The organism is Paenibacillus sp. FSL W7-1332 (assembly GCF_037969785.1).
Lineage (GTDB): Bacteria > Bacillota > Bacilli > Paenibacillales > Paenibacillaceae > Paenibacillus_AQ.
Genome location: NZ_CP150209.1, coordinates 1947498 through 1969225 on the forward strand (window position 1 = coordinate 1947498; position 21728 = coordinate 1969225).

The 21728-nt window shown below is 50.3% G+C and carries 17 protein-coding genes; 15 read left to right on the forward strand and 2 right to left on the reverse strand.

The genetic code is table 11. The annotated features are described in order from the left end of the window. Nucleotides 1–105 precede the first annotated feature (105 nt). From secD to MKX98_RS08445, 5 genes are all read left to right on the forward strand, one after another. Nucleotides 106–1356, forward strand: a complete 1251-nt coding sequence (secD, locus tag MKX98_RS08425) for a protein translocase subunit SecD (RefSeq protein ID WP_339222554.1) — start codon at nt 106–108, stop codon at nt 1354–1356. Further along, nucleotides 1346–2263: a protein translocase subunit SecF gene (secF, locus tag MKX98_RS08430; protein ID WP_074961950.1), complete on the forward strand. Its 918-nt coding sequence runs from the start codon at nt 1346–1348 to the stop codon at nt 2261–2263. The genes secD and secF overlap by 11 nt, the downstream gene beginning before the upstream one ends. Nucleotides 2264–2402: 139 nt before the next feature. Further along, nucleotides 2403–3368, forward strand: a complete 966-nt coding sequence (locus MKX98_RS08435) for a cation diffusion facilitator family transporter (protein WP_339222556.1) — start codon at nt 2403–2405, stop codon at nt 3366–3368. Nucleotides 3369–3429: 61 nt separating this feature from the next. After that, the gene (gene recJ / locus MKX98_RS08440; RefSeq protein WP_339222558.1) at nt 3430–5829 is read left to right on the forward strand and encodes a single-stranded-DNA-specific exonuclease RecJ; all 2400 of its coding nucleotides are present in this window, start codon (nt 3430–3432) and stop codon (nt 5827–5829) included. A 26-nt stretch (nt 5830–5855) separates the two neighbouring features. After that, nucleotides 5856–6371 (forward strand): adenine phosphoribosyltransferase, encoded by a 516-nt coding sequence (locus MKX98_RS08445; protein WP_071222758.1) that lies wholly within the window; start codon nt 5856–5858, stop codon nt 6369–6371. A gap of 94 nt (nt 6372–6465) precedes the next feature. Here the strand turns inward: MKX98_RS08445 and uraA are convergent, their stop codons facing one another. Beyond that, nucleotides 6466–7770, reverse strand: coding sequence for a uracil permease (uraA, locus tag MKX98_RS08450; RefSeq protein WP_339222561.1), 1305 nt, complete (start codon nt 7768–7770; stop codon nt 6466–6468). Between the two features lie 301 nt (nt 7771–8071). On the opposite strand from uraA, the gene MKX98_RS08455 reads away from it, so the two are divergent. The 9 genes from MKX98_RS08455 to MKX98_RS08495 all read left to right on the forward strand — a co-directional run bounded on the left by MKX98_RS08455 (nt 8072) and on the right by MKX98_RS08495 (nt 19857). After that, on the forward strand, nt 8072–10249 hold the full coding sequence (locus MKX98_RS08455; protein ID WP_339222563.1) for a bifunctional (p)ppGpp synthetase/guanosine-3',5'-bis(diphosphate) 3'-pyrophosphohydrolase: 2178 nt from the start codon (nt 8072–8074) through the stop codon (nt 10247–10249). Between the two features lie 473 nt (nt 10250–10722). Then, nucleotides 10723–11166, forward strand: a complete 444-nt coding sequence (gene dtd, locus MKX98_RS08460; RefSeq protein WP_194541504.1) for a D-aminoacyl-tRNA deacylase — start codon at nt 10723–10725, stop codon at nt 11164–11166. Between the two features lie 104 nt (nt 11167–11270). Then, entirely contained in the window at nt 11271–11438 is a 168-nt protein-coding gene (locus MKX98_RS08465; RefSeq protein ID WP_194541505.1) for a hypothetical protein, read from the forward strand. Between the two features lie 217 nt (nt 11439–11655). Continuing rightward, on the forward strand, nt 11656–12162 hold the full coding sequence (locus tag MKX98_RS08470; protein ID WP_194541506.1) for a type 1 glutamine amidotransferase domain-containing protein: 507 nt from the start codon (nt 11656–11658) through the stop codon (nt 12160–12162). A gap of 83 nt (nt 12163–12245) precedes the next feature. Continuing rightward, nucleotides 12246–12701 (forward strand): hypothetical protein, encoded by a 456-nt coding sequence (locus tag MKX98_RS08475; protein WP_194541507.1) that lies wholly within the window; start codon nt 12246–12248, stop codon nt 12699–12701. 809 nt (nt 12702–13510) lie between these two features. Next, nucleotides 13511–14764 carry a histidine--tRNA ligase gene (gene hisS / locus MKX98_RS08480; RefSeq protein WP_220686131.1) on the forward strand — a complete coding sequence of 418 codons (1254 nt, stop codon included), beginning with the start codon at nt 13511–13513 and terminating at the stop codon, nt 14762–14764. 46 nt (nt 14765–14810) lie between these two features. Further along, nucleotides 14811–16586 carry an aspartate--tRNA ligase gene (gene aspS / locus MKX98_RS08485; protein ID WP_194541509.1) on the forward strand — a complete coding sequence of 592 codons (1776 nt, stop codon included), beginning with the start codon at nt 14811–14813 and terminating at the stop codon, nt 16584–16586. Nucleotides 16587–16621: 35 nt separating this feature from the next. Then, nucleotides 16622–17377, forward strand: a complete 756-nt coding sequence (locus tag MKX98_RS08490; protein ID WP_076320449.1) for a tRNA threonylcarbamoyladenosine dehydratase — start codon at nt 16622–16624, stop codon at nt 17375–17377. A 302-nt stretch (nt 17378–17679) separates the two neighbouring features. Next, complete coding sequence (locus tag MKX98_RS08495; RefSeq protein ID WP_339222567.1) at nt 17680–19857, forward strand: UvrD-helicase domain-containing protein; 2178 nt, start codon at nt 17680–17682, stop codon at nt 19855–19857. Between the two features lie 121 nt (nt 19858–19978). Here MKX98_RS08495 and MKX98_RS08500 read toward each other — a convergent pair whose 3' ends face one another. Continuing rightward, a complete protein-coding gene (locus MKX98_RS08500) occupies nt 19979–20107 on the reverse strand; it encodes a hypothetical protein (protein ID WP_267907843.1) in 129 nt (42 codons plus the stop codon). Between the two features lie 278 nt (nt 20108–20385). Between MKX98_RS08500 and MKX98_RS08505 the strand changes: the two genes are divergently transcribed. Then, on the forward strand, nt 20386–21693 hold the full coding sequence (locus MKX98_RS08505) for a replication-associated recombination protein A (protein ID WP_071222769.1): 1308 nt from the start codon (nt 20386–20388) through the stop codon (nt 21691–21693). Nucleotides 21694–21728: the final 35 nt, after the last annotated feature.

A 21728-nucleotide genomic window follows, 5' to 3' on the forward strand; every position in this document is an offset into this window, starting at 1 on the left:
ATATAAGGGTTCATTCATAAGCCCGACAAATTTTGATAAATTGACTGGGTTTTATGACATCGCTATAATAGGAATATTGAGTAAAAAGGGGGAACAAAGGACGGCATGAAGAGAATTATCAGTTTCGTCGGAACCGTACTCGTGATCACTGTATTAATGGCCGTTACAACTCCGGGCTTGCTGAAAGACGTCCGTCTAGGTTTGGATCTTAAGGGTGGATTCGAAATCCTATATGAAGCGGAGCCTTTGATGGAAGGGCAGCAAGTCACAAAAGAAGCACTGCAGGAAACCGCAAAGAGTTTGCAAAAGCGTGCGGATGCAATGGGAACATCAGAGCCTGAGGTTACGCCGGAAGGGACGAACCGGATCCGCTTAAAGGTGGCAGGCGTAACGGATGAGGCTGAAGTTCGAAAAACAATGAAAGAACCTGCAAACCTCACATTCCGAAGCAATGACGGCTGTAAAGAAGGCGAGGAGTTCTGTAAAATTGAGCTCCGCGGCGACGATTTCGTCGAGAACGGCGCATCGGTTGCCTATGATCAGCTTAATCAGCCTATGATAGATATTAAAGTGAAGGACAAGGGGAAGTTTGCTGAAATTACAGAACGTCTTCTCGGTCAAGAGCTGGCTATCTTCATGGACGACCAACTGCTGTCAGCTCCGACGGTGCGAGCCGTATTAACGGACGGTACCGCACAAATTACGGGGAATTATTCGCTGGATGAAGCAAAGCAGATCCGGGATACGATTAATCTCGGCGCCCTGCCGCTGAAACTGGTCGAGAAATACTCTCAGAGCGTAGGGGCTACGCTTGGCATGCAATCTCTTACAAAGACTTTACAAGCCGGTCTGATCGCTTCTGTTGCGATCCTGCTGTTCATGATTATCAGATATCGCGTACCGGGCTTGCTGGCAAGCTTTGCACTTATTTTGCATACATGGCTTCTGATCCTTATTTTCGTATGGGCTGACTTTACGCTGACGCTCCCAGGTATTGCGGCATTTATATTAGGTATTGGTATGGCGGTTGATGCCAATATCATCACCTATGAGCGCATTCGGGAAGAGATCAGAACTGGCAAGAGTGTTCCATCCGCGGTCAAAGCAGGCGGTAAGTCATCCCTGCGAGCTATTATGGACTCCAACTTGACGACGATACTCGTTGCCGCTGTCATGTTCGGATTTGGTACCGGCGCGGTCAAAGGTTTTGCGCTTGTATTGATTCTGGAGATCATCGTGAGTATTGCCACGAATGTTTATTTCTCCCGTTTCTTGCTCAATCTGCTTGTGAATATTGGTTGGGCCCGCAAACCGAGCCATTATGGCGTAAAGGAGCGTGACATTCGTGAGCTTTAAGAACTTTGATTTCGTAGGCAAAAGCAGGTTTTTCTATATACTGTCCATTGCAATTACGATTCTGGGCTTGGTATTCCTCTTGACTCGTGGTCTTAACTACGGCGTTGATTTCCAATCCGGTTCGAACGTGGACATTTCCCTCTCCAAAACGCTGACTACGGAGCAGATTGATACCGTGTTAGAAGAGGCGGGAATCGGTGAAGATGCGAGCATTACACCTGGTAATGACCGCGTGAATATCCGATTCAGGGAGGTTCTGACCGAGGATCAGGATATGAAAATGCGTACCGGCATTGAGAAGCTGGATGAAAAGGCTACTTTCGAGGTCAACACGGTGGACCCCGAGATGGCAAAAGAGCTGGGCCGAAACGCAATTTATGCCGTATTGATCTCCTGTATCGGAATTATCATCTATGTCAGCATCCGCTTTGAATGGCGCTTTGCGATAGCAGCGATCGTAGCCCTTCTGCATGATGCATTCGTGGTTATCAGTATTTTCTCTATCCTCGGTCTTGAGGTAGACCTGACATTCATTATTGCTGTTCTGACGATTATAGGTTACTCAATTAACGATACGATCGTCATCTTTGACCGGATCAGGGAAAATCTAAGGTTTGCCAAGATCAAGCGGTACTCGGATCTTAAGGATCTGGTAAACAAAAGCTTATCTCAGACACTCGGCCGTTCGATATATACGGCACTGTCCGTGTTTATTGCAGCGTTCTTCATACTTCTGCTTGGCGGTGAGTCGATTCAGATGTTCTCGCTGGCGATTTGTATCGGTTTGTTATTCGGCGCGTACTCTTCGATCTTTATCGCGAGTCCGTTGTGGCTCCTCCTTAAAGGGCGCAATGTCAGCAATAAACCAAATTCGCCTAAGCCAAGCAAAGATAAGATTGAAATTTAATTCAGCCGCTGTTGGTGTAGCAGTCTAGATAGCAGAGGATCCTATACAAGTGGAAAGCCGCGTCGCTGGCGACGCGGCTTTCTAAAGTTAACAAGCGTGATAAACACAGGATCAATAGTGACATTGAGGGGGGCCTCAAGTGAGCAATGAACGTTTGAATCATACGGAGACTGTCCTTTGGACAGGCATTGTAGCGGATTTTGCATTGGCCTTGTGCAAAGGGATCGCCGGTTATTTATCCGGCAGTAAGGCTCTAATCGGAGATGCTCTGCATTCTGCCGCGAACGCCGTAACTTTACTGGTGGACCGTTTGCCAAGCCTCGGTATATTCGGCAATAAAAACTTAATTCGGGACAAACGGAACGTTTCGGGCACAACGGAGCCGGTGATCTCGATCCTATTTGCCGTTTTATTGATCATGGGTGGTATTCAAATTGCGGTATCCGCGATCCAAACCATGGCATCAGGCGACCTGGAGCCGCCGACCGAATCGGCATTGCTTGCAGTTTTTATATCACTCGCGGTGAATGAAGCCGTGTTTCAGTACCAATCCCGGCAGATAAAAAGAAACAATGACCCCAGGTACGAGGTGCTGTCCGCTGATCATCGATTTACCTTGTACTCTTCGCTAACGGTATTGATCGGCGTGTCACTAGCGATGGGCGGCTCCTACTTCGATTGGACACCCCTGCTCTATATGGATTCGGTTGCGGCTCTGATTGTGGCTTGTCTCGTGGTCCGCAAGGGGTATATATTAATCGTTCATTCCGTTTATGGTACCCTCGTGGAAGAGAAGCGGCATGAGCACGAAGCCGAATTCATGGATACGATTCAGCGGGTACATGGCGTGATCACGATCGAGGAACTGAAGGTTCAGGAATACGGGCAGATCCGTCATGTGAATATTGAAGTGAAAGTTACCGTGAATCCCCGGACGTCCGTGTTGGAGGCTCAAGAAATTGCCGAGCGCATCCGGAAGCTGTTAACTCATCGTTTTATTCAGGTTACGGATGCCAAAGTTCACGTTGTACCCTATGAACCGGGTTATCCGTATAAATCGAACTTTGAATTGATGGACAACGATATGCCGACACTGCCGCAGTAGCGTCTGGAGCTAACAGGTATAAGACAGCAGGAAAAAGGCAGGAAAAGGAAGGTGAGTCCCTGTGCTGTATTCCAAATATGAATGGAGAATACGCTCGGCAGAGTCATCGATCACCGATAGGCTGGCCCAGGATCTGTCGTTGCCACCGATGGTGGCTTCGCTCATGGCGTCACGAGGGATACATTCAGCCGAGGATGGACGGAGATTTCTATATGGAACGTTTGAGCTGACGCATGACCCTTATCTCATGCAAGGGATGCAGGAGGCTGTATCGCGTATTCGTAAAGCGCTGGAGGATCGGGAGCATATTCTAATTTACGGCGATTATGATGCAGACGGTGTTTCCAGCACGTCATTGATGATTCATCTGATGCGTTACTTGGGCGCATCTTATGATATTTATATACCTCACCGATCCAATGAAGGTTATGGCTTACATAATCACGCGCTGGATTGGGCCCATCAGCAAGGGGTCAGTCTGGTCATTACCGTTGATACCGGGATTAGCGCAGTGGAGCAAATTGCGTATGCCAACAGCCTTGGCATCGACGTGATTGTCACGGACCATCATGAGCCGCCTGAGGTGCTGCCAGAAGCCTATGCGCTGATCAACCCGAAAATCCCTACATGTTCCTATCCCTTTAAGGGGCTGGCGGGCGTAGGCGTGGCTTACAAGCTGGCACAGGCTCTCGTTGGAGAACCGCCGGAGGAATGGCTTCAGATTGTTTCTATCGGAACCATTGCTGACTTGATGCCGCTCACGGGGGAGAATCGGGTGCTTGTGAAGCACGGGATCGAATCGATGCGGAGTACGAAGTATGAAGGCATCCGCTGCTTGCTTGAGGTATCGGGAATTCATGTGGAGCAAGTGACAGCCGTTAATGTGGCATTCTCCATGGCACCACGGATTAATGCCAGTGGCCGTCTGGATCATGCAGGCCGTGCCGTTACGCTGCTTACAACAGAACACCGGGAAGAAGCGGAGCGGCTTGCCTGGGAATTGGATGGGCTGAACAAGGATCGGCAGCAAGTGGTCGAAAACATCGTCCAGGAAGCGCTGGGCATGGTTCAAAACCGCTGGAGAGGACAGGAGGTTCCTCCTGTAATCGTGTTGGCGGGTGAAGGCTGGAACGTTGGCGTAGTTGGCATCGTGGCCTCCAAAATACTGGAGCGATTCTACAGGCCTGTTGTTATTCTCGGGATTGATCCCGAGACGGGGAACTGTAAAGGTTCCGCCCGATCGATTCCGGGATTCGATATTTATGCGGCTCTGCATTCCTGCAAGGACGTCATGGACCACTTTGGGGGGCATCCATCCGCAGCGGGCATGAGCCTCCATCGGGACCGTTTGGAGGAATTTGAACAGGGACTTCATCGATATGCGGAAGAAGCGCTCGAAGAAGAGCATCTGATTGCAATCTGTGAAGCGGACCTGGAGGCTAGCTTGTCGGAGGTATCGGTGCCTGTTATTGAACAAATTGAACAATTAGGCCCGTTTGGCATGGCCAATGCTGTGCCGAAGATTGTCTTTCGGGATGTTGTCATCAAGGACGTCCGCAAAATCGGCAAAGAGGGGAAACATCTGAAGCTTCGTTTGCAGCAAAAGCGGGAGGTTATCGATGCAATCTCATTCGGCTGGGGACATCTAGCCGATATTTTGCCGGTGGGATCGGTTGTGGATGTGCTTGGCGAGCTTTCCGTGAATGAATGGAACGGGAGCCGTAAAGTACAGCTCATGATTCAGGATATCTGCGCCCCTTATCAACAGGTGTTTGACTACCGCGGGATCAAGGAGCCGATACAGGAAATTCAGAGGTGGAGAGCGGAGCTGGAGCCGCATCTGCGCTGCCCGGCAGTCCGTTCCGCAGTGGTGTACGCAAAAGATTCACATCCGGAAATAAATAGTCAATTGTATGATATGTGCCTTTGGGTATATGATAGGAATGCTGGCATCATGCCGGATAATGATATTGCTGAGAACAGTCAAGAAGATATTTCCGTTTTGTTCGTACTGGATGTACCGGAGACGGCTGAACAATTGGATGCATTCATGTCAGCCTTCCATTCCGTTCCTAATATATTCATGCTGCATCCGACCCGGAACCTGCGCGAACGACTGCAAATTCCGGACCGCGAACAGTTTAAAAAGCTGTACGTTTCACTTGCCGGAATGACGTCCGCTCCCGTGTCGGAGAATGAGGTAGTAGGACGTCTGCAGAAGCAGACGTCCTTGTCCGAACGCATGCTGCTCAAAGTACTGGATGTGTTTGAGGAATTGGCGTTCATCCAGCGTGTTCAGGGACAGATTACCTTTATACCGAAGCCGGAGAAAAAACCGCTGGACGCTTCCCGTCACTTCCGTGAACTAAGCGATTTGGCAGATATGGAGCAGCATCTGCTGCATGCCAGTACGGAACAATTAACCCAATGGATGATGTCCCGCACAAAAGGCGTATCTTAACCGCAACTATACAGGAGGAGATTATTTTGGATTTTAAAGATTATATTCGTGTCATTCCCGATTTTCCGCAGGCGGGGATCAGCTTCAAAGATATTACTACACTGCTCAAGAATGGTGAGGTGTATCGCAAAGCCATCGAAGAATTGAAGGTCTTGGTATCCGATCTCAAAATTGATGTGATAGCTGGTCCCGAAGCCCGTGGATTTGTTGTAGGTGCACCGCTGGCTTATGCTCTTGGGGTAGGATTCGCGCCCATTCGCAAAAGCGGAAAGCTTCCCTACGAAACGATCGAAGTGGGATATGACCTCGAATATGGTAAAGATCGCTTGGCGATGCATACCGATGCAATCGAGAAGGGTCAAAATGTATTGATTGCGGATGATCTTCTTGCAACAGGCGGCACGATTGCGACTTCGGTTAACCTCATTCGTCAATTGGGCGGAAACGTTGTTGGAGCTGCATTCATGATCGAGCTGGCTGATCTCAATGGCCGTTCGAAGCTGGATGGAATCGATGTATTTACATTAATGCAATACGAGTAATCGACAACATTCTCCCTGATTTTCCCGGGAAATAATAAAATGCCCTGAGCAGTCAGCTCAGGGCATTTTTCTATTTTGCAATCAAGTTGTCGTTTCAATCCGGCGTTTTTTCTACGAGCGGCTCATCATTTTTTTCATTAGAGAGGCCGGTAATCTCGAAGACTTTGAAGAGAAGGGCCATGAGAACACCTACGATGGTAGCCAGGGCCATACCCTTCAGCTCGATGGTAGTGTTAGGAATCTTCAATGTTACGCCGCTAATCCCTGTAACCAGGACCAGCGTAGCCAGGATCATGTTGCTTGCTTTGGAGAAATCGACCCTTTGCTCAACAAAGATCCGAAGACCGGAAGCTGCGATAACCCCGAACAGCAACAGAGATACGCCGCCCATTACAGGTGTAGGAATGTTCGCTACAACGGCGGAGAACGTACCGGAGAAGGAGAGCAGAATCGCAATAATGGCTGCTCCGGCAATTACGAATACCGAGTATACCTTTGTGAGTGCCATGACCCCGATATTTTCACCATAGGTGGTATTGGGTGTGGAGCCTACGAATCCTGACAGAATGGTGGATATACCGTTACCGAGAAGGGAGCGGTGCAGGCCAGGGTCTCTGGAGAGGTCTTTGCCCACGATATTGCTGGTGACCAGCAGGTGGCCGATGTGCTCAACGATCACAACGATTGCTACCGGTATGATGGACCAGATCGCTCCGTTATCGAAAACCGGGGTTGTCAGCTCCGGGGCCGACAGGAACTTCGCGTTCGCGATTTTTTCGGTGTCTACCACGCCTAGCGCGAAGGAGAGAGCATAACCGACAACAATTCCGATCAGAATGTGAATGATTTTGGCGAAGCCGCGGAACAGGATCGATCCGAGTACGGTGACGCCAAGTGTTACGAGTGAAATCGTAATGATTTTAGGATCAAGGGATTGTCCCTCTTCTGGTAAGAAGCCGGCCATACCTGCGGCAACCGGTACAAGCTCAAGCCCGATCATGGCAATAATGGCACCCATTACCGCTGGCGGGAATACAAAGTCGATCCATTTGGTTCCTGCATATTTAACGATAAGAGCTACCAGGCAGAAGATAATCCCTGTTACGATAAAGGCGCCCAGTGCCTTGCTATAGTTGGCTTCCGGATCGTCGGCGAGCACGAGCAGAACCGGCGAGATAAAGGCAAAGCTTGAGCCGAGGTAGGCCGGGATCTTCCCTTTACATAAAAAAATGTAGAGCAGTGTGCCGATGCCGTTCATCAGCAGGATCATGCCGGGATCCACGCCGAATAGGTTCGGTACAAGCACCGTACTTCCGAACATGGCGAACAAATGCTGCAGGCTCAGAAGAAAGCCTGGGCCAAACGGAAGTTTCTCATCTACTTGAATTTCTCGTTGCAAACCATTTCACTCCTCTTAGGACTTTAAATATAGGACCGTTCGCGTACGATCTTTAATAGATTAAATACAATCGTTCGTTTTTTCAACATTAATTTTTACAGTTCGTCAAAATATTCATTTCATGTCAAGTTTTGATGTCTCCGAGCCGGAAACGGGCATACTATAAGTGTCTGAACGCTCGACATGTTGACGTATAACGTCACAAGCGTCATAATGATAGGAAAACAATCACGAGGGAACCTGCACGTTTTGACAAGGGCGGGTTCCATTTTATATAGAAAGGGAAGAGAAGGACTCCAAAATGGGCATAGAGCGATTACTCGAAAAGGCCAGCGCCTATATAAAAGAACCCGATCTTCTCCGCATCCAGGAAGCTTATGAATTTGCGGAGCAAGCCCACCACGGACAAGTGCGGAAATCGGGAGAACCTTATATTCTTCATCCGCTTGCGGTTGCAGACATCGTGGTGAATATGCAGATGGACACGTTGTCTATTATTGCTGCGTTGCTTCATGATGTCGTTGAGGATACAACTGTATCGCTCGAGCAGATCCGTGAGCGCTTCGGGGATACCTGCGCACTGCTGGTGGATGGTTTAACGAAACTGGAACGTATCCAATTCCGATCCAAAGAAGAACAGCAGAACGAAAATTATCGTAAAATGTTTATCGCGATGGCCCGGGACATCCGGGTGATCGTGATCAAGCTGGCGGATCGGCTTCACAATATGCGCACGCTTAAGTATCAGTCCGAGGAAAGCCAGCGCCGTATTTCCTATGAAACGCTAGAGATCTTTTGTCCGATCGCTCATCGTCTAGGTATTTCCGCGATCAAGTGGGAGATGGAGGACATCGCGCTTCGTTACTTGAATCCGCAGCAGTATTACCGCATTGCGAATTTGATGCACAAGAAGCGGGCTGAACGTGAGCAGTATATCGACAATGTCATAGTCTGTATCCGTGAGAAGCTCGACGAGATGGGCATACAAGCCGACTTATCGGGCAGGCCGAAGCATATCTACAGCGTGTTTAAGAAAATGACGGTGAAGAACAAGCAATTCAACGAAATTTATGATCTTCTTGCAATCCGTATTATTGTGGACAATATCAAGGATTGTTATGCTACGCTTGGCATCATCCATACCTTGTGGAAGCCGATGCCTGGCCGTTTCAAAGATTATATCGCCATGCCAAAAACGAATATGTATCAATCCCTTCATACGACGGTGGTCGGACCGAATGGGGAACCGACAGAGGTTCAGATCCGGACCTGGGAGATGCATCGTACGGCAGAGTACGGTATCGCGGCTCACTGGTCCTATAAAGAAGGTTCCGCAGGCACCGGAGGCAGCTTCGATAACAAGATGACGTTCTTCCGTGAAATATTGGAGCTGCAGCATGAGACGAAGGATGCCTCGGAATTTGTAGAATCTCTGAAGATGGACTTTTTCTCCGATTTGGTTTTTGTGTTTACGCCAAAAGGCGAGGTGATCGAGCTGCCTTCAGGCTCCGTCCCTCTCGATTTTGCCTACCGAATTCATACTGAAGTAGGAAATCGAACGATTGGTGCCAAGGTCAACGGCAGAATCGTTCCGCTGGATCATCAACTCAAGACCGGCGATATCGTGGAAATTTTAACATCGAAACATTCGTACGGTCCGAGCCAGGACTGGTTGAAGATTGCCCAATCCTCCCATGCCCGCAGTAAGATCAAGCAGTGGTTCAAGAAAGAGAAGCGGGAAGAGAATGTGGAGAAGGGGCGCGATATGCTGGAGCGCGAAATCAAGCGCCTCGGTCTTGAGGTGTCCGAATGGACGACCGATGATAAATTAATGGAGGCGGCCAAGAAATTCGCCTTTAATGATATCGAGGATATGTTATCGGCGGTTGGCTTTGGCGGGATCACGGCCGCTCAAATCTGTACCAAAGTGACCGAGAAGCTCCGTAAGGAGCAGGAGGAAGCGAATCAGCTTGAATTGACCTCCGAGATGAAGGAAATCAAGCCGGCGGAGAAACGAAGCCGTCCGACTAACGGCGTGCGCGTGAAGGGGATTGATAATCTGCTGGTGCGCTTCGCGAGATGCTGCAATCCCGTACCCGGCGATGATATTGTCGGTTACGTTACCCGCGGACGCGGCGTATCGGTTCATCGTTCGGATTGTGCCAATCTGCCGTCCATGGGTGAAGGCGAGGATGCCGCTCGCGTCATCGAGGTGGAATGGGAAACGGCGGTTGAGGCTAACTACAGCGTCGATATCGAAGTGACGGGCCATGATCGCAACGGACTGTTAAATGAAGTTCTTCAGGCCGTTTCAGAGAGCAAAACGAATATTTCCGCTGTGACCGGTCGATCTGACAAGAACAAAATGGCAATGATTCACATGACGATTTTGATCCGCAATACGGATCACCTCCATTCCGTTGTGGAGCGAATCAAGCGGGTGAAGGATGTATATACCGTTCATCGGATCATGCAGTGACGCAAGTGATGGCACGGTAGCGTGGTTAACGGACTCCGGGGTTTCATGGACATGTACAGTCTCGGGATGATTATACGAATGCGGTCTGTTATCCTGCGGGAGACAGGCCGTTTTATTTTAAGATGTCAGTGTCTAAACTTCGGAGGATCTGTCTGCCTGATATCGCAAGAAAAACTACCGATAAACGCGGTCTGTCTTCTTAGAGAGCACATCGATAGACATTTTTCTTAAGATATCAGAGTATAAACTTCGGAGGATCTGTCTGCCTGATATCGCAAGAAAAACTACCGATAAACGCGGTCTGTCTTCTTAGAGAGTACATCGATAGACATTTTTTTTAAGATGTCAGCGTATAAACTTCGGAGGATCTGTCTGCCTGATATCGCAAGAAAAACTACCGATAAACGCGGTCTGTCTTCTTAGAGAGTACATCGATAGACATTTTTCTTATGGAAAAAAAGGAGCTAAACACAATGAGAGTGGTTATTCAAAGATGTAAGCATGCGCAAGTCACGGTTGACAATGAAATCGTTGGCCAGATTGAAGCGGGATTGATGGTGCTGGTCGGTGTGACGCACGAGGATGAAGAGAAGGATGCCAAATACCTTGCCGAGAAGGTTGCGGGGCTGCGCATTTTTGAGGACGAGGATGGAAAAATGAATTTTAGCGTCCAGGACGTGGGCGGAGCCATTCTGTCGGTATCCCAGTTTACACTTTATGGTGACACCCGCAAGGGAAAACGCCCGAATTTCATGGCCGCCGCCAAACCGGATGAAGCGAATGCATTGTATGAAGCGTTTAACCGCGAGCTCATAGCGAAGGGGTTGCAGGTTGAGACCGGGGTGTTCGGAGCCATGATGGACGTGTCGCTAACGAATTGGGGACCGGTAACCCTGATCATTGACAGCAGATCATAAGCGGCTAAAAAGACGGGCAGCATGCATCATATTGGAGAGATGGGGCATCCTGAGTGAACAAATGCTTGTGAGGCATTCACACAAAAAAAGGAGCCGTGTTTGCTATGCGCCAACCTCCCAAATTTTCGATATGGAGCAGTTTGCCCACGATGGTCGGGTCCGGAGACATTAGGGAAGCAGCGAGCACAGAGCGCATGGTTGCAGCTTCGGAAGATCCTGTACAGCTCATCAGCATAAAGGGACATATGCGGAAGCAGCTGCCGAGATCGTAGGACCCAATAGGATCGTGTGTCACTTCTGGTGACTTCATGAAAGAGCCTGAGAATATTCTCAGGCTCTTCTTCATAAGTTGTGAGTCCCACAGCCCCCCTATCATGACCATGTACCTGAATGGTGCAGATCGCAGGGCTTCCGTCCATTCCGCTGTTATAAAAAGGACATTCCAGGGTAATAACAAATCGAGGACAATCATGAAAGGAGACATGCCAGATGAGTAAAGTTGCATTTCTACTAGCTGACCAATTCGAAGATTCCGAGATGAAAACTCCTTATGATGCCGTGAAGGAAGCGGGGCATCAAGCTGATATTATTGGGTTGAAGCAAGGACAAGAGGTTAAGGGTAAACAAGGCAAGGCATCGTATACAACGGATAAAGCCATTGCCGACGTCAATATAAACGATTATGATGCGGTGGTTATTCCAGGCGGCTCTTCCCCGGAAAATTTGCGTCTGGATTCCCATATATTGCAGTTTGTTGCAGCAGCGGACAAGGCAGGCAAACCAATTGCCTCGATATGCCACGGGCCGCAAATTCTGGCAAGTGCCGACCTGCTGAAGGGACGCACGATCACTTCCTATCCTCCGCTTCAGGATGATATGGTAAATGCCGGCGCTAACTTCAAGGATGAGGAAGTCGTCGTGGATCGTAACTTGATTACGTCCCGGACGCCGAAAGACGAGCCGGCCTTTGTGCGTGAGCTGTTAAAGGCACTGTAAGAAGAAAGCAGCTGCATGCTGTATGGTTGTCCATGTTATACCGGTCTTTCAAACACTTGGGTTGAAAAAAAGGAGGAATGGACATGTCTAGACAAATTCAAGCTTATTTCAGAACGGAAGACGACGCTGAAGGCGCAAGGACGAGGCTGTTAACGTACAACACGGAGCAGCTGGAGGTGGGACAGCTTCAGGATTCGGTTCGAGGCGGAGGCAACATCCTCGTGCCGCTGGTGCCGTGGGGCAATTCCGGCACGGGTGGAGCGACTGCTGGGGCTACAACGATGGGAGCACCCGGCGGAGTCGTGGGGGCTCCCGGAGTCATCGTGGGCTCCCGTGACGCCAATGACAGCCGCGATATAGCGCAAGATCGACCGCACGGCGATGACACACTGGGCGACACGTGGCGCGAAGCAGACGTAACGGACCGGGACTATGATGATCTGAGATATACGCTGTCCGTTAAGGTAAGGGACGAGGATTACGATCAGATCGTACATGATTTGCGGGCGAATAACGCTTATGTGGAGCGATTTGACTAATTAGCGAAGAAGCTAGCAGCGCGTTATTTCCCTTTTAGAAGATGGAAGATCATCATTCCCGGGGAGCTTACCTGGGAACGCAAAAGGGCTGTTCCGCTGATGGAGCAGCCTTTTTTGGTTATAATATTAAAAGCGCTTTCTTGCTTGTAACATAACTGTAATGTTTGTTCAATGTTTCTTTAATATTCCCTGTTTATAATAACAGCATGACCCCCTTTTTTATATAATATATGTTTTGGACCTACAACGTGGTTTGTAGGTTTTTTTCTTTTTTCGGGCAATTTCAACAAAGTTTCTTGACTTTAGTGTGGTAGTTCATTTAGAATCTAAAAATATAATGTTTTGGGTATACTATATTTATCAATAACAGATTTCATGACGGGAACAAGTACTCCATCCCCACAAGACCAGAGAAGAATCCCTTGGCTGTAAGGATTCGCTTGATGAGTGGACGAATGACCTCCCCGAGAACAGACGGCGAAGCAAGCACCGGTTAACCGGTGGGATAGACAGTAGCCGAACTGCGCGGCCGGGCGTTATACGGATGAAGCGGATGATTGAACGCACTGATTAAAGGTGTGTCAACGCCGGAATGTGGGTGGTACCACGGGTGATTATATAACGATCTCTCGTCCCTGTTGTCTTAGGACAGCGGGGCGGGAGATTTTTTAGTTTTCACGGCTTATTGCGAAATGACTCCCCAGGAGTTTTTCCATAGTTAGTTCTAAGTTAGTTTCAAGAAGTGAACCAGATCAAGGCAATGGACATGTTCCAAGGGTGAAGATGTCATAGGACGTGGAGGGATGAAGATGGCAAACGAGAAGTTCGAGAAACCGACAGGCACGCAGGACATCCTGCCAGGTGCCGTCGAGAAATGGCAGTTTATCGAGGAGAAGGCACGCGATTTGTGCCGAAGATACAACTACCGCGAAATTCGCACACCGATCTTTGAGCAGACCGAGTTGTTCGAACGCGGGGTGGGCGAAACCACCGACATCGTAGAGAAGGAAATGTATACGTTCAAGGATAAAGGGGATCGCAGCATGACCCTACGTCCGGAAGGAACGGCAGGCGTCGTGCGGGCATATGTGCAAAACAAGCTGTATGGAGAGCCTGACGTCACGAAGCTGTATTACATGGGTCCCATGTTCCGCTACGAGCGTCCACAGGCGGGACGTTACCGTCAATTCCATCAGTTCGGCGTCGAGGTGTTCGGGACGGCAGATCCGGCTATCGATGCCGAGGTGATTGCGCTGGGATACAGCTTCTACAAGGAGCTTGGGCTGAACGGGGTAAAAGCAGAGATTAACTCTGTAGGGACGCCTGAGGTACGGGCGGCTTACCGCAGTGCGCTGCTAGCTTTCCTGGAACCGATGAAAGAGAACCTATGCTCGGATTGCCAGTCGCGCATGGAACGCAACCCGCTGCGCGTGTTGGACTGCAAGAAGGACCAAGGGAAGTTCGATGATGCGCCTTCGATTCTGGACAGCCTGGACGAGGAATGCAGCACGCACTTTGAGAAAGTGAAAGGGTACCTGGATGCGATGGGCATCGAGTATGAAATCAATCCAAGACTGGTTCGGGGATTGGACTATTATACGCATACCGCATTTGAATTCAAGGCCCAGGGCATCGGCGCGATTGATACGGTAGGCGGCGGAGGGCGGTTCAACGGACTGGTCGATCAGATCGGCGGACCGGATCAGCCTGGCATCGGGTTCGGGATTGGTCTTGAGCGAATCCAATTGATTCTGGAACACCAAGGGGTTAATCTGTCGGCAGCCAAGCCGCTGGATGTCTATCTGGTGGCGCTGGGTGAAGCCGCTGAGCAGGAAGTGGCCAAATTGATCTACGAACTGCGAAGCAAGGGCGTAGCTGCCGAACGTGATTACCTTGGCCGGAAAATGAAAGCCCAGATGAAGTCCGCCGACCGTTTGCAAGCTCGTTATACCGCCATTTTGGGTGAAGATGAACTGGCGCGCGGAGAGATTGCACTGAAGTCGATGGAGACCGGCGAGCAGCGTACGGTTAGATTGGACGCTCTGGTTCAAGAATTGGTTTAATCGTCGTATGAAGCGACTTAATTATAGCAAAGGGGAATGATAAACGATGAAAAGGACGCATCAATGCGGTCATCTGACAACCGCGAACATTGGAGAAACTGTAACACTGAACGGCTGGGTACAAACCCGCCGCGACTTGGGCGGCGTGCTGTTCATTGATCTTCGCGATCGGAGCGGCATCATGCAAATCGTATTTAACCCGGATTTCTCAGGCGAAGCTTTGGCTGTTGCCGATAAGGTCCGCAGCGAATTCGTGGTGGCCGTATCCGGTAAAGTCGTAAAGCGTGATCCAGAAACGTTCAACCCGAATTTGCCTACTGGCGAAATCGAAGTTCAAGTGACAAGCATTGAAGTGCTGAATGCAGCCAAAACGCCTCCGTTCTTTATCGAAGACGGCGTGGAAGTGGATGAGCAGCTTCGTTTGAAGTATCGCTATCTGGACCTTCGTCGTCCAGAGATGCAAAAAACGCTGATGCTGCGCTCCAAAGCGTCGAAAGTATTCCGCGACTTCCTCGATGACGAGGGCTTCGTGGACGTGGAGACGCCAATTCTGACCAAGAGCTCCCCGGAAGGCGCACGCGACTATCTCGTACCGAGCCGCGTACACGCAGGTGAATTCTTTGCGCTTCCGCAATCTCCACAAATTTATAAGCAGCTCCTTATGGTGAGCGGGCTTGAACGTTACTACCAAATTGCACGCTGCTTCCGTGACGAAGACTTGCGGGCTGACCGTCAGCCCGAATTTACCCAGGTCGACATCGAGACGTCCTTCATGGAGCGCGACGACCTGCTGAACATGATGGAGCAGCTGATGGTGAAGCTGTTCAAGGAAACCATCGGCGTTGAGCTTGCAACACCATTCCAGCGTATCAGTTATGCTGATGCGATGGGTAAATACGGCTCCGACAAGCCGGATCTCCGCTTCGGTATGGAATTGATCGAAATGAACGATATCGTTGCAAGCAGCGGCGTCAAAGTATTCTCTTCCGTCATTGAAAAAGGCGGCGAAGTCAAGTGTTTGAACGCTAAAGGCTGCGGGACTTGGACACGTAAGGAAATTGATGATCTGGGGCCATATGCAGCCCGTTACGGAGCGAAGGGTCTTGCTTGGATTCAAGTGAAAGAAGGCGAGTTCAAGGGGCCGATCGTGAAATTCTTCAGCGAGCAGGAAATTGAAGCGGTAAGGGAACGCACAGGAGCCGAAGACGGCGACTTGCTGCTGTTCTCCGCAGACAATAAAAAAGTGGTTGCCGACGTGCTTGGCGCGCTCCGCTTGAAAATCGGACGTCAGCTTGGCCTGATCAACGACAACGAGTACAAGTTTGCTTGGGTGCTGGACTTCCCGCTGTTCAGCTATGATGAAGAGGCGAAGCGTTATGTGGCCGAGCATCATCCGTTCACCCGTCCAAAAGACGAAGATCTGGAATTGATGGATACGGATCCGCTTGCCGTGCGCGCGGAAGCTTACGACATCGTTCTGAATGGATATGAAGTAGGCGGCGGTTCCATGCGGATATTCAAACGCGAGATCCAAGAGAAAATGTTTGCGGCTCTTGGTATGTCACCGGAAGTGGCGCACGACAAATTCGGTTATCTTATGGACGCCTTTGAATACGGTACTCCTCCACACGGCGGAATCGCCTTCGGGTTGGACCGTTTGGTGATGCTGCTTGCCGGACGCACGAACCTGCGTGAAACGATTGCGTTCCCGAAAACGGCAAGCGCAACGGATCTGTTGATGGACGCTCCTTCCCAGGTGGACGGAGGACAGCTGGAGCAGCTGCATATCAAACTCGCCAAGAAGCCGGGCGACGAGAAATAAGTCCGTTGTTCTTGATAAAGGAGGTTGCTTGAATTATGCTGCACCAATTTTCCCGTACGGAATTAGCCATTGGTCCTGAGGGCCTTGAAGTGATGAAGAACAGCACGGTAGCCGTGCTGGGTATCGGCGGCGTGGGGGGCATTGCGGTGGAAGCCCTCGCCCGTTCCGGGGTAGGCCGTATCATTCTGATCGACAAAGACGTGGTGGATATCACCAACATCAATCGGCAGATCCATGCCTTAACGACCACGGTAGGTCAGAAGAAAGCAGACCTGATGGTTGAACGTGTCAAACTGATCAATCCGGAATGTGAAGCGATCGCCCTGAACATGTTCTACACCGAAGAGACGTATGAAGAGTTGTTTAAATTCGATCTGGATTATGTGATTGATGCGTCGGATACGATTATTTATAAAGTACATCTGATCAAGGAATGCCTGCGGCGCGGTATTCCGATCATCTCCAGCATGGGGGCAGCCAACAAAATGGACCCCACGAAGTTCCAGGTAGCTGACATCTCCAAAACGTCCATGGATCCGATTGCCCGTATTGTACGCACCAAGCTGCGCAAAGACGGCATCAAGAAAGGGGTCAAGGTTGTTTTCTCACTAGAGGAGCCGATGAAGCCCCGCCAGGACGTTACGGAGAAGATTGTACCCGAGAATGCTCCTGAAATCCGGAAAGCGAAGCAGCCTCCGGCAAGCAATGCATTCGTTCCGCCTGTGGCCGGACTGATTATGGTGAGCGTAACGGTGAAAGAACTGCTTGAAAAAGGCGGCGTTTCGTTGTAACGAGGCATCCGGACAAAATTAAACTCGGCTCGAGAAAACGATAGGTAAACGGAAGGCATGGAGTAAGAACGGCCTTTCGGCAAAGTTGAGCGTGGTTAACCAGACGCAGCGTCAAAGGACGCTGCGTTTTTTCTGCGGACGAAAGCGATCAGGACAACAAACCCAAACATTAAAATTCCTATGACAGAGCTTTGCTAGTATATCCGGGCCAGTTGTGCTACAATGAAACTCCTTTTTGTGTCACGGCCCTTAAAGCCAGACTTCGATGCGAAAAAAATATGTTTCTTAGGAGGTAACTGAAAGTGTCAGAATCTTTTCAAAGTGCCTATCAAGAAGAAGAGTCAAGACTAAACGAGGTTATCGTTGAAATTGACCGTCAGCTTGAACGTTTGCGCGGCATTCCGGTATACACGGGCCATGATTTTACGGAGCAGGTGCTCGAAGCAGGACGGGAAGAGAAACGGCAGGCCCTCGCCAAAAGTTTGCCGGAGCCTTACTTCGGGAGGCTGGATTTTCAGGAGAGCGGAACGGGAGCGAAGAAACCGCTCTACATCGGGAAGATTGGCTTCGATAAGGAAGATGCCGGGGATCACCCGATGGTGATTGATTGGCGAGCTCCGGTCGCGAGTCTTTTTTATTCGTTTACCGGCGGTACCGACCCGGCTTCGTTCGAAGCACCCGAAGGAATCATCGAGGGGCTAGTCTATTTAAAACGCAACGTCGTGATCCGAAAGCAAATTTTGGAACGGGTATCGGATACGTACAATCGGGAAAGCGGCGGACCTGCCGTATCCGATGAGTTTTTGGTTTACCGTCTCGGGGAGAACAAGGATAACCGGCTGCGGGATATCGTATCCACGATTCAGGCCGAGCAGGACAAAATCATCCGGGCTGCCAAAAATACCGCACTTATCATCCAAGGGGTGGCGGGAAGCGGAAAAACGACGGTGGCGCTGCATCGGCTGGCATATTTGCTCTATCAGTACAAGGAGCAGGTAACCGCGGAGAAAATGATCATATTCGCACCCAACCTGATGTTTCTGGATTACATATCCGACGTGCTGCCTGAGCTCGGAGTCGGCGATATACAGCAGCGCACATTTGGCGATTGGGCAGCGGAGCTGCTCGATATTCAGCTCGCTTCGGATGATCATGCACAGACGCTTCATCAATGGTTCGAGACAGAGCCAGGTCAGGGTACCCCGGATATTGACGATAATGTCAGCGGCCGCTACAAAGGCTCATTGAGACTGATGGAGATCATCCGGCGCTGCGTGGAGTCCATCGAAACGGAGGCTCTTCCGGACGGGGACTTCTCTCCATGGGATGGGGCTGTACTGAAACAGGAGACGATCGCGGAATGGTTCTACCAGGAATATAAACCGTACCCGCTGGCCAAGCGGAAGGAACGGCTGCTGGCCAGGCTGCACCGCTGGGTCGAGATGGAGCTGAAGAAATCGCCGTCAGCGGCCGTGATGAAAGAACGGAAGAAAAAAGCGGCTCAACGAGAAAAGGCTTACGGGAACCGATGGCTGAAATTTGAGCCGGTCTCATTATATAAACAATTGTTTGGGGCGGTTAAGGCAACCGGATCGTGGTTTGAAGAGCTATCCGCTCTGATTCCGTCCGAGGTGCTCGCCGCAACGCGTAAAGATCTGAAGAAAAACGTGGTCCGCGAAGAGGATTTGCCTGCCTTGCTGTATTTCCACTGTTTATTGAATGATATTACCGGAGAGCAGCGTTTTGACCATATCGTTATTGATGAGGCTCAGGATTTCTCGCCATTTCAGGTGGCTGTGCTGGACCTGTTCGTCAGAGGACATTCCTTCACCATATTAGGTGATTTGTCGCAGGGCATTCATGCCTATCGCGGCGTTCATGCGTGGGAAGAGATGAGCTCCCTGTTTAAGGAAGAGGAAACAGCCTATTTTGCGCTTACACGCAGTTATCGCTCCACGATGGAGATCATCGAATTTGCGAACGGCATTTTGGAGAAGGGTGTCAGCAGTGATCTGCTTGCCGTTCCGGTATTCCGGAGCGGCGATACCGTTCGCCTGATTCCTTATGATTCGGCGAAATCCCGAACGAGAGATTTGGAACGGGCGATGGAGGCACTCATCGCTAAGGAATATCGGACGGTCGCTATACTCACTCGAACCTTGCGAGAAGCGCAAGAGCTGCATGAGCAATTCATTACTGCGTGGCCGATGCTGAATCTGATCGATGGCAGCAAAGGAACGTATCAGGGCGGTTATTCCGTGCTTCCTGTTTATTTGTCCAAGGGGCTTGAGTTCGATGCGGTGGTGGTGGCGGATGCAGATCGGGCGCATTACGCGGAAAAAGCATGGGATGCCAAGCTGATGTATGTGGGATGTACGCGGGCACTGCATGAGCTGTGGCTGCTGCATAATGAGCCGCTGCCAACGTATATCAGGACGGAGACTTCAGAAATTACTGCCAGCGGCTGGCCCGTGGAGTAAGGTGAGATTGTGTTACTAACGTTGTAATGCAGTGTGAAATGGAAAGATAGGAAGATGTCCCGTGGGGTGGCACATGTCTGCATGTGCTTTCTCTGCGGGACTTTTTTGTTCTGCTTTTTGCTTAACCAAGCATTTGGTAGGAAGAGCCCAGATTCTCGATATACCGGATCAAGGTCCAAACGGCGAGGATGAAAAGTGCAGCTGCCAAGATGATGAAGAGGGTCATTTTTCGCATAGGTTTTCGTTTCATTTCAAGAACCTCCCTTCGAGCTTTAGATGGTCTAGCGAGATTTCGTCTACCTCACTTCGGGCACCCTGTATAATTTCTATATTATGTAACGCTCCGGAACGATAAAAGTTCGTTAACATGTTAAACGGGCGCGAATATCGATGGATTTCCGAATCACTAAAATGGATGTCATAGGGTTGCTACAGGCATGGCGAAACTGAATATGGTATGATAGAGGGTGACGGATTTGATTGAAACCGGCTTATCGTTACATTGATATCAGACAAGGAAGTGTAGCAATGGATTTATTCAGTATCGGGCGTGAAGGGGACCGGGATTCCCGGCTGCTGGCCGATCGGATGCGCCCTTCGTCGCTGGATGAATATATAGGACAAGAACATATTATCGGTCCGGGCAAACTGCTCAGACGGGCCATAGAGGCAGACCAGGTCTCTTCCATTTTATTGTACGGCCCGCCGGGATGCGGCAAAACGACGCTTGCGCATATTATCTCACAGCAAACGAAGGGGTACTTCGTTCGGCTGAATGCGGTGGAGGCCTCGGTTAAGGACGTCAGGGAGGTCATTGAGCAAGCCCAGAGCAACCGCAGTTTGTACGGCACCAAAACGATCCTGTTTCTGGATGAGGTCCACCGCTTTAACAGCTCAAGACAGGACGCGCTGCTGCCTGCCGTGGAGAACGGCACGATTATATTTATCGGCGCGACGACGGAGAACCCCTTTCATTACGTAAATGGGGCCTTGATGAGCCGTTCAACCTTGTTCCAGCTTGAGCCGCTGAATAAGAACCATTCCTTGATCGCGATGCAGCGCGCGCTATCCGATCCGGATAAAGGTCTTGGATTCATGGAGCTTCAGGCAGATGAGGAAGCATTGGAGCATATTGCAACGATGGCGAACGGCGACATCCGGCGTGCATTGAATGCGCTTGAGCTCGCTGCGATGACGACCCCGCCTGATGCAGGCGGCACGGTCCATATTACGCTGGATGTGGCCGAGGAATCGATCCGCAAGCCGCTCGTCAAGGCGGACGAGTCCACGCAGTATGACGTGCTGTCCGCCTTTCATAAAAGCATTCGGGGTTCCAGCGATGCGGCATTGTTCTGGTTCCTGTATGCGGTCGAAAAGCTGGGGATGGACCCGATGGTGTTCATCCGCCGCTTGATTGCTGCCAGCAGCGAGGATATCGGGCTGGCTAATCCGCAAGCGATGGTTCAGGCTGTAAGCGCACTGGACGCCTACCGGAATAACGGCTGGCCAGAAGCCAAGCTTAATATCGCCCAGGCTATCCTGTTTGCGGTGGAAAGTCCAAAATCCGATGGCGTTGTGACCGCCATATCACGGGCGATGTCCGCCATGGATGAAGTAAAGTCGGCGGAGGTCCCGCTTCATTTGCGTGATGCGCATTATTCGGGGGCGGTAAAGCTGGGGCATGTCGGCTATAAGTACCCCCATGATTATCCGGGTCATTACGTGAAGCAGGAATATTTGCCGAAGGAGCTTTCCCGCCGGGTGTTCTATCAGGCGACCGAGCAGGGGAACGAAGCCAAGATCGCTCACAACCAGCGATTACGACGCGAAGAATAAGGTCTTACTGCGATAACGGGATCTACGGCTGTTAG

Excerpts from the sequence above, each read along its gene's own strand:
- secD (WP_339222554.1), top strand. The coding sequence starts at position 106 with ATGAAGAGAATTATCAGTTTCGTCGGAACCGTACTCGTGATCACTGTA.
- MKX98_RS08455 (WP_339222563.1), top strand. The coding sequence starts at position 8,072 with ATGGGCATAGAGCGATTACTCGAAAAGGCCAGCGCCTATATAAAAGAA.
- dtd (WP_194541504.1), top strand. The coding sequence starts at position 10,723 with ATGAGAGTGGTTATTCAAAGATGTAAGCATGCGCAAGTCACGGTTGAC.
- MKX98_RS08465 (WP_194541505.1), top strand. The coding sequence starts at position 11,271 with ATGCGCCAACCTCCCAAATTTTCGATATGGAGCAGTTTGCCCACGATG.
- MKX98_RS08470 (WP_194541506.1), top strand. The coding sequence starts at position 11,656 with ATGAGTAAAGTTGCATTTCTACTAGCTGACCAATTCGAAGATTCCGAG.
- MKX98_RS08475 (WP_194541507.1), top strand. The coding sequence starts at position 12,246 with ATGTCTAGACAAATTCAAGCTTATTTCAGAACGGAAGACGACGCTGAA.
- hisS (WP_220686131.1), top strand. The coding sequence starts at position 13,511 with ATGGCAAACGAGAAGTTCGAGAAACCGACAGGCACGCAGGACATCCTG.
- aspS (WP_194541509.1), top strand. The coding sequence starts at position 14,811 with ATGAAAAGGACGCATCAATGCGGTCATCTGACAACCGCGAACATTGGA.
- MKX98_RS08490 (WP_076320449.1), top strand. The coding sequence starts at position 16,622 with ATGCTGCACCAATTTTCCCGTACGGAATTAGCCATTGGTCCTGAGGGC.
- MKX98_RS08500 (WP_267907843.1), bottom strand. The coding sequence starts at position 20,107 with ATGAAACGAAAACCTATGCGAAAAATGACCCTCTTCATCATCTTGGCA.
- MKX98_RS08505 (WP_071222769.1), top strand. The coding sequence starts at position 20,386 with ATGGATTTATTCAGTATCGGGCGTGAAGGGGACCGGGATTCCCGGCTG.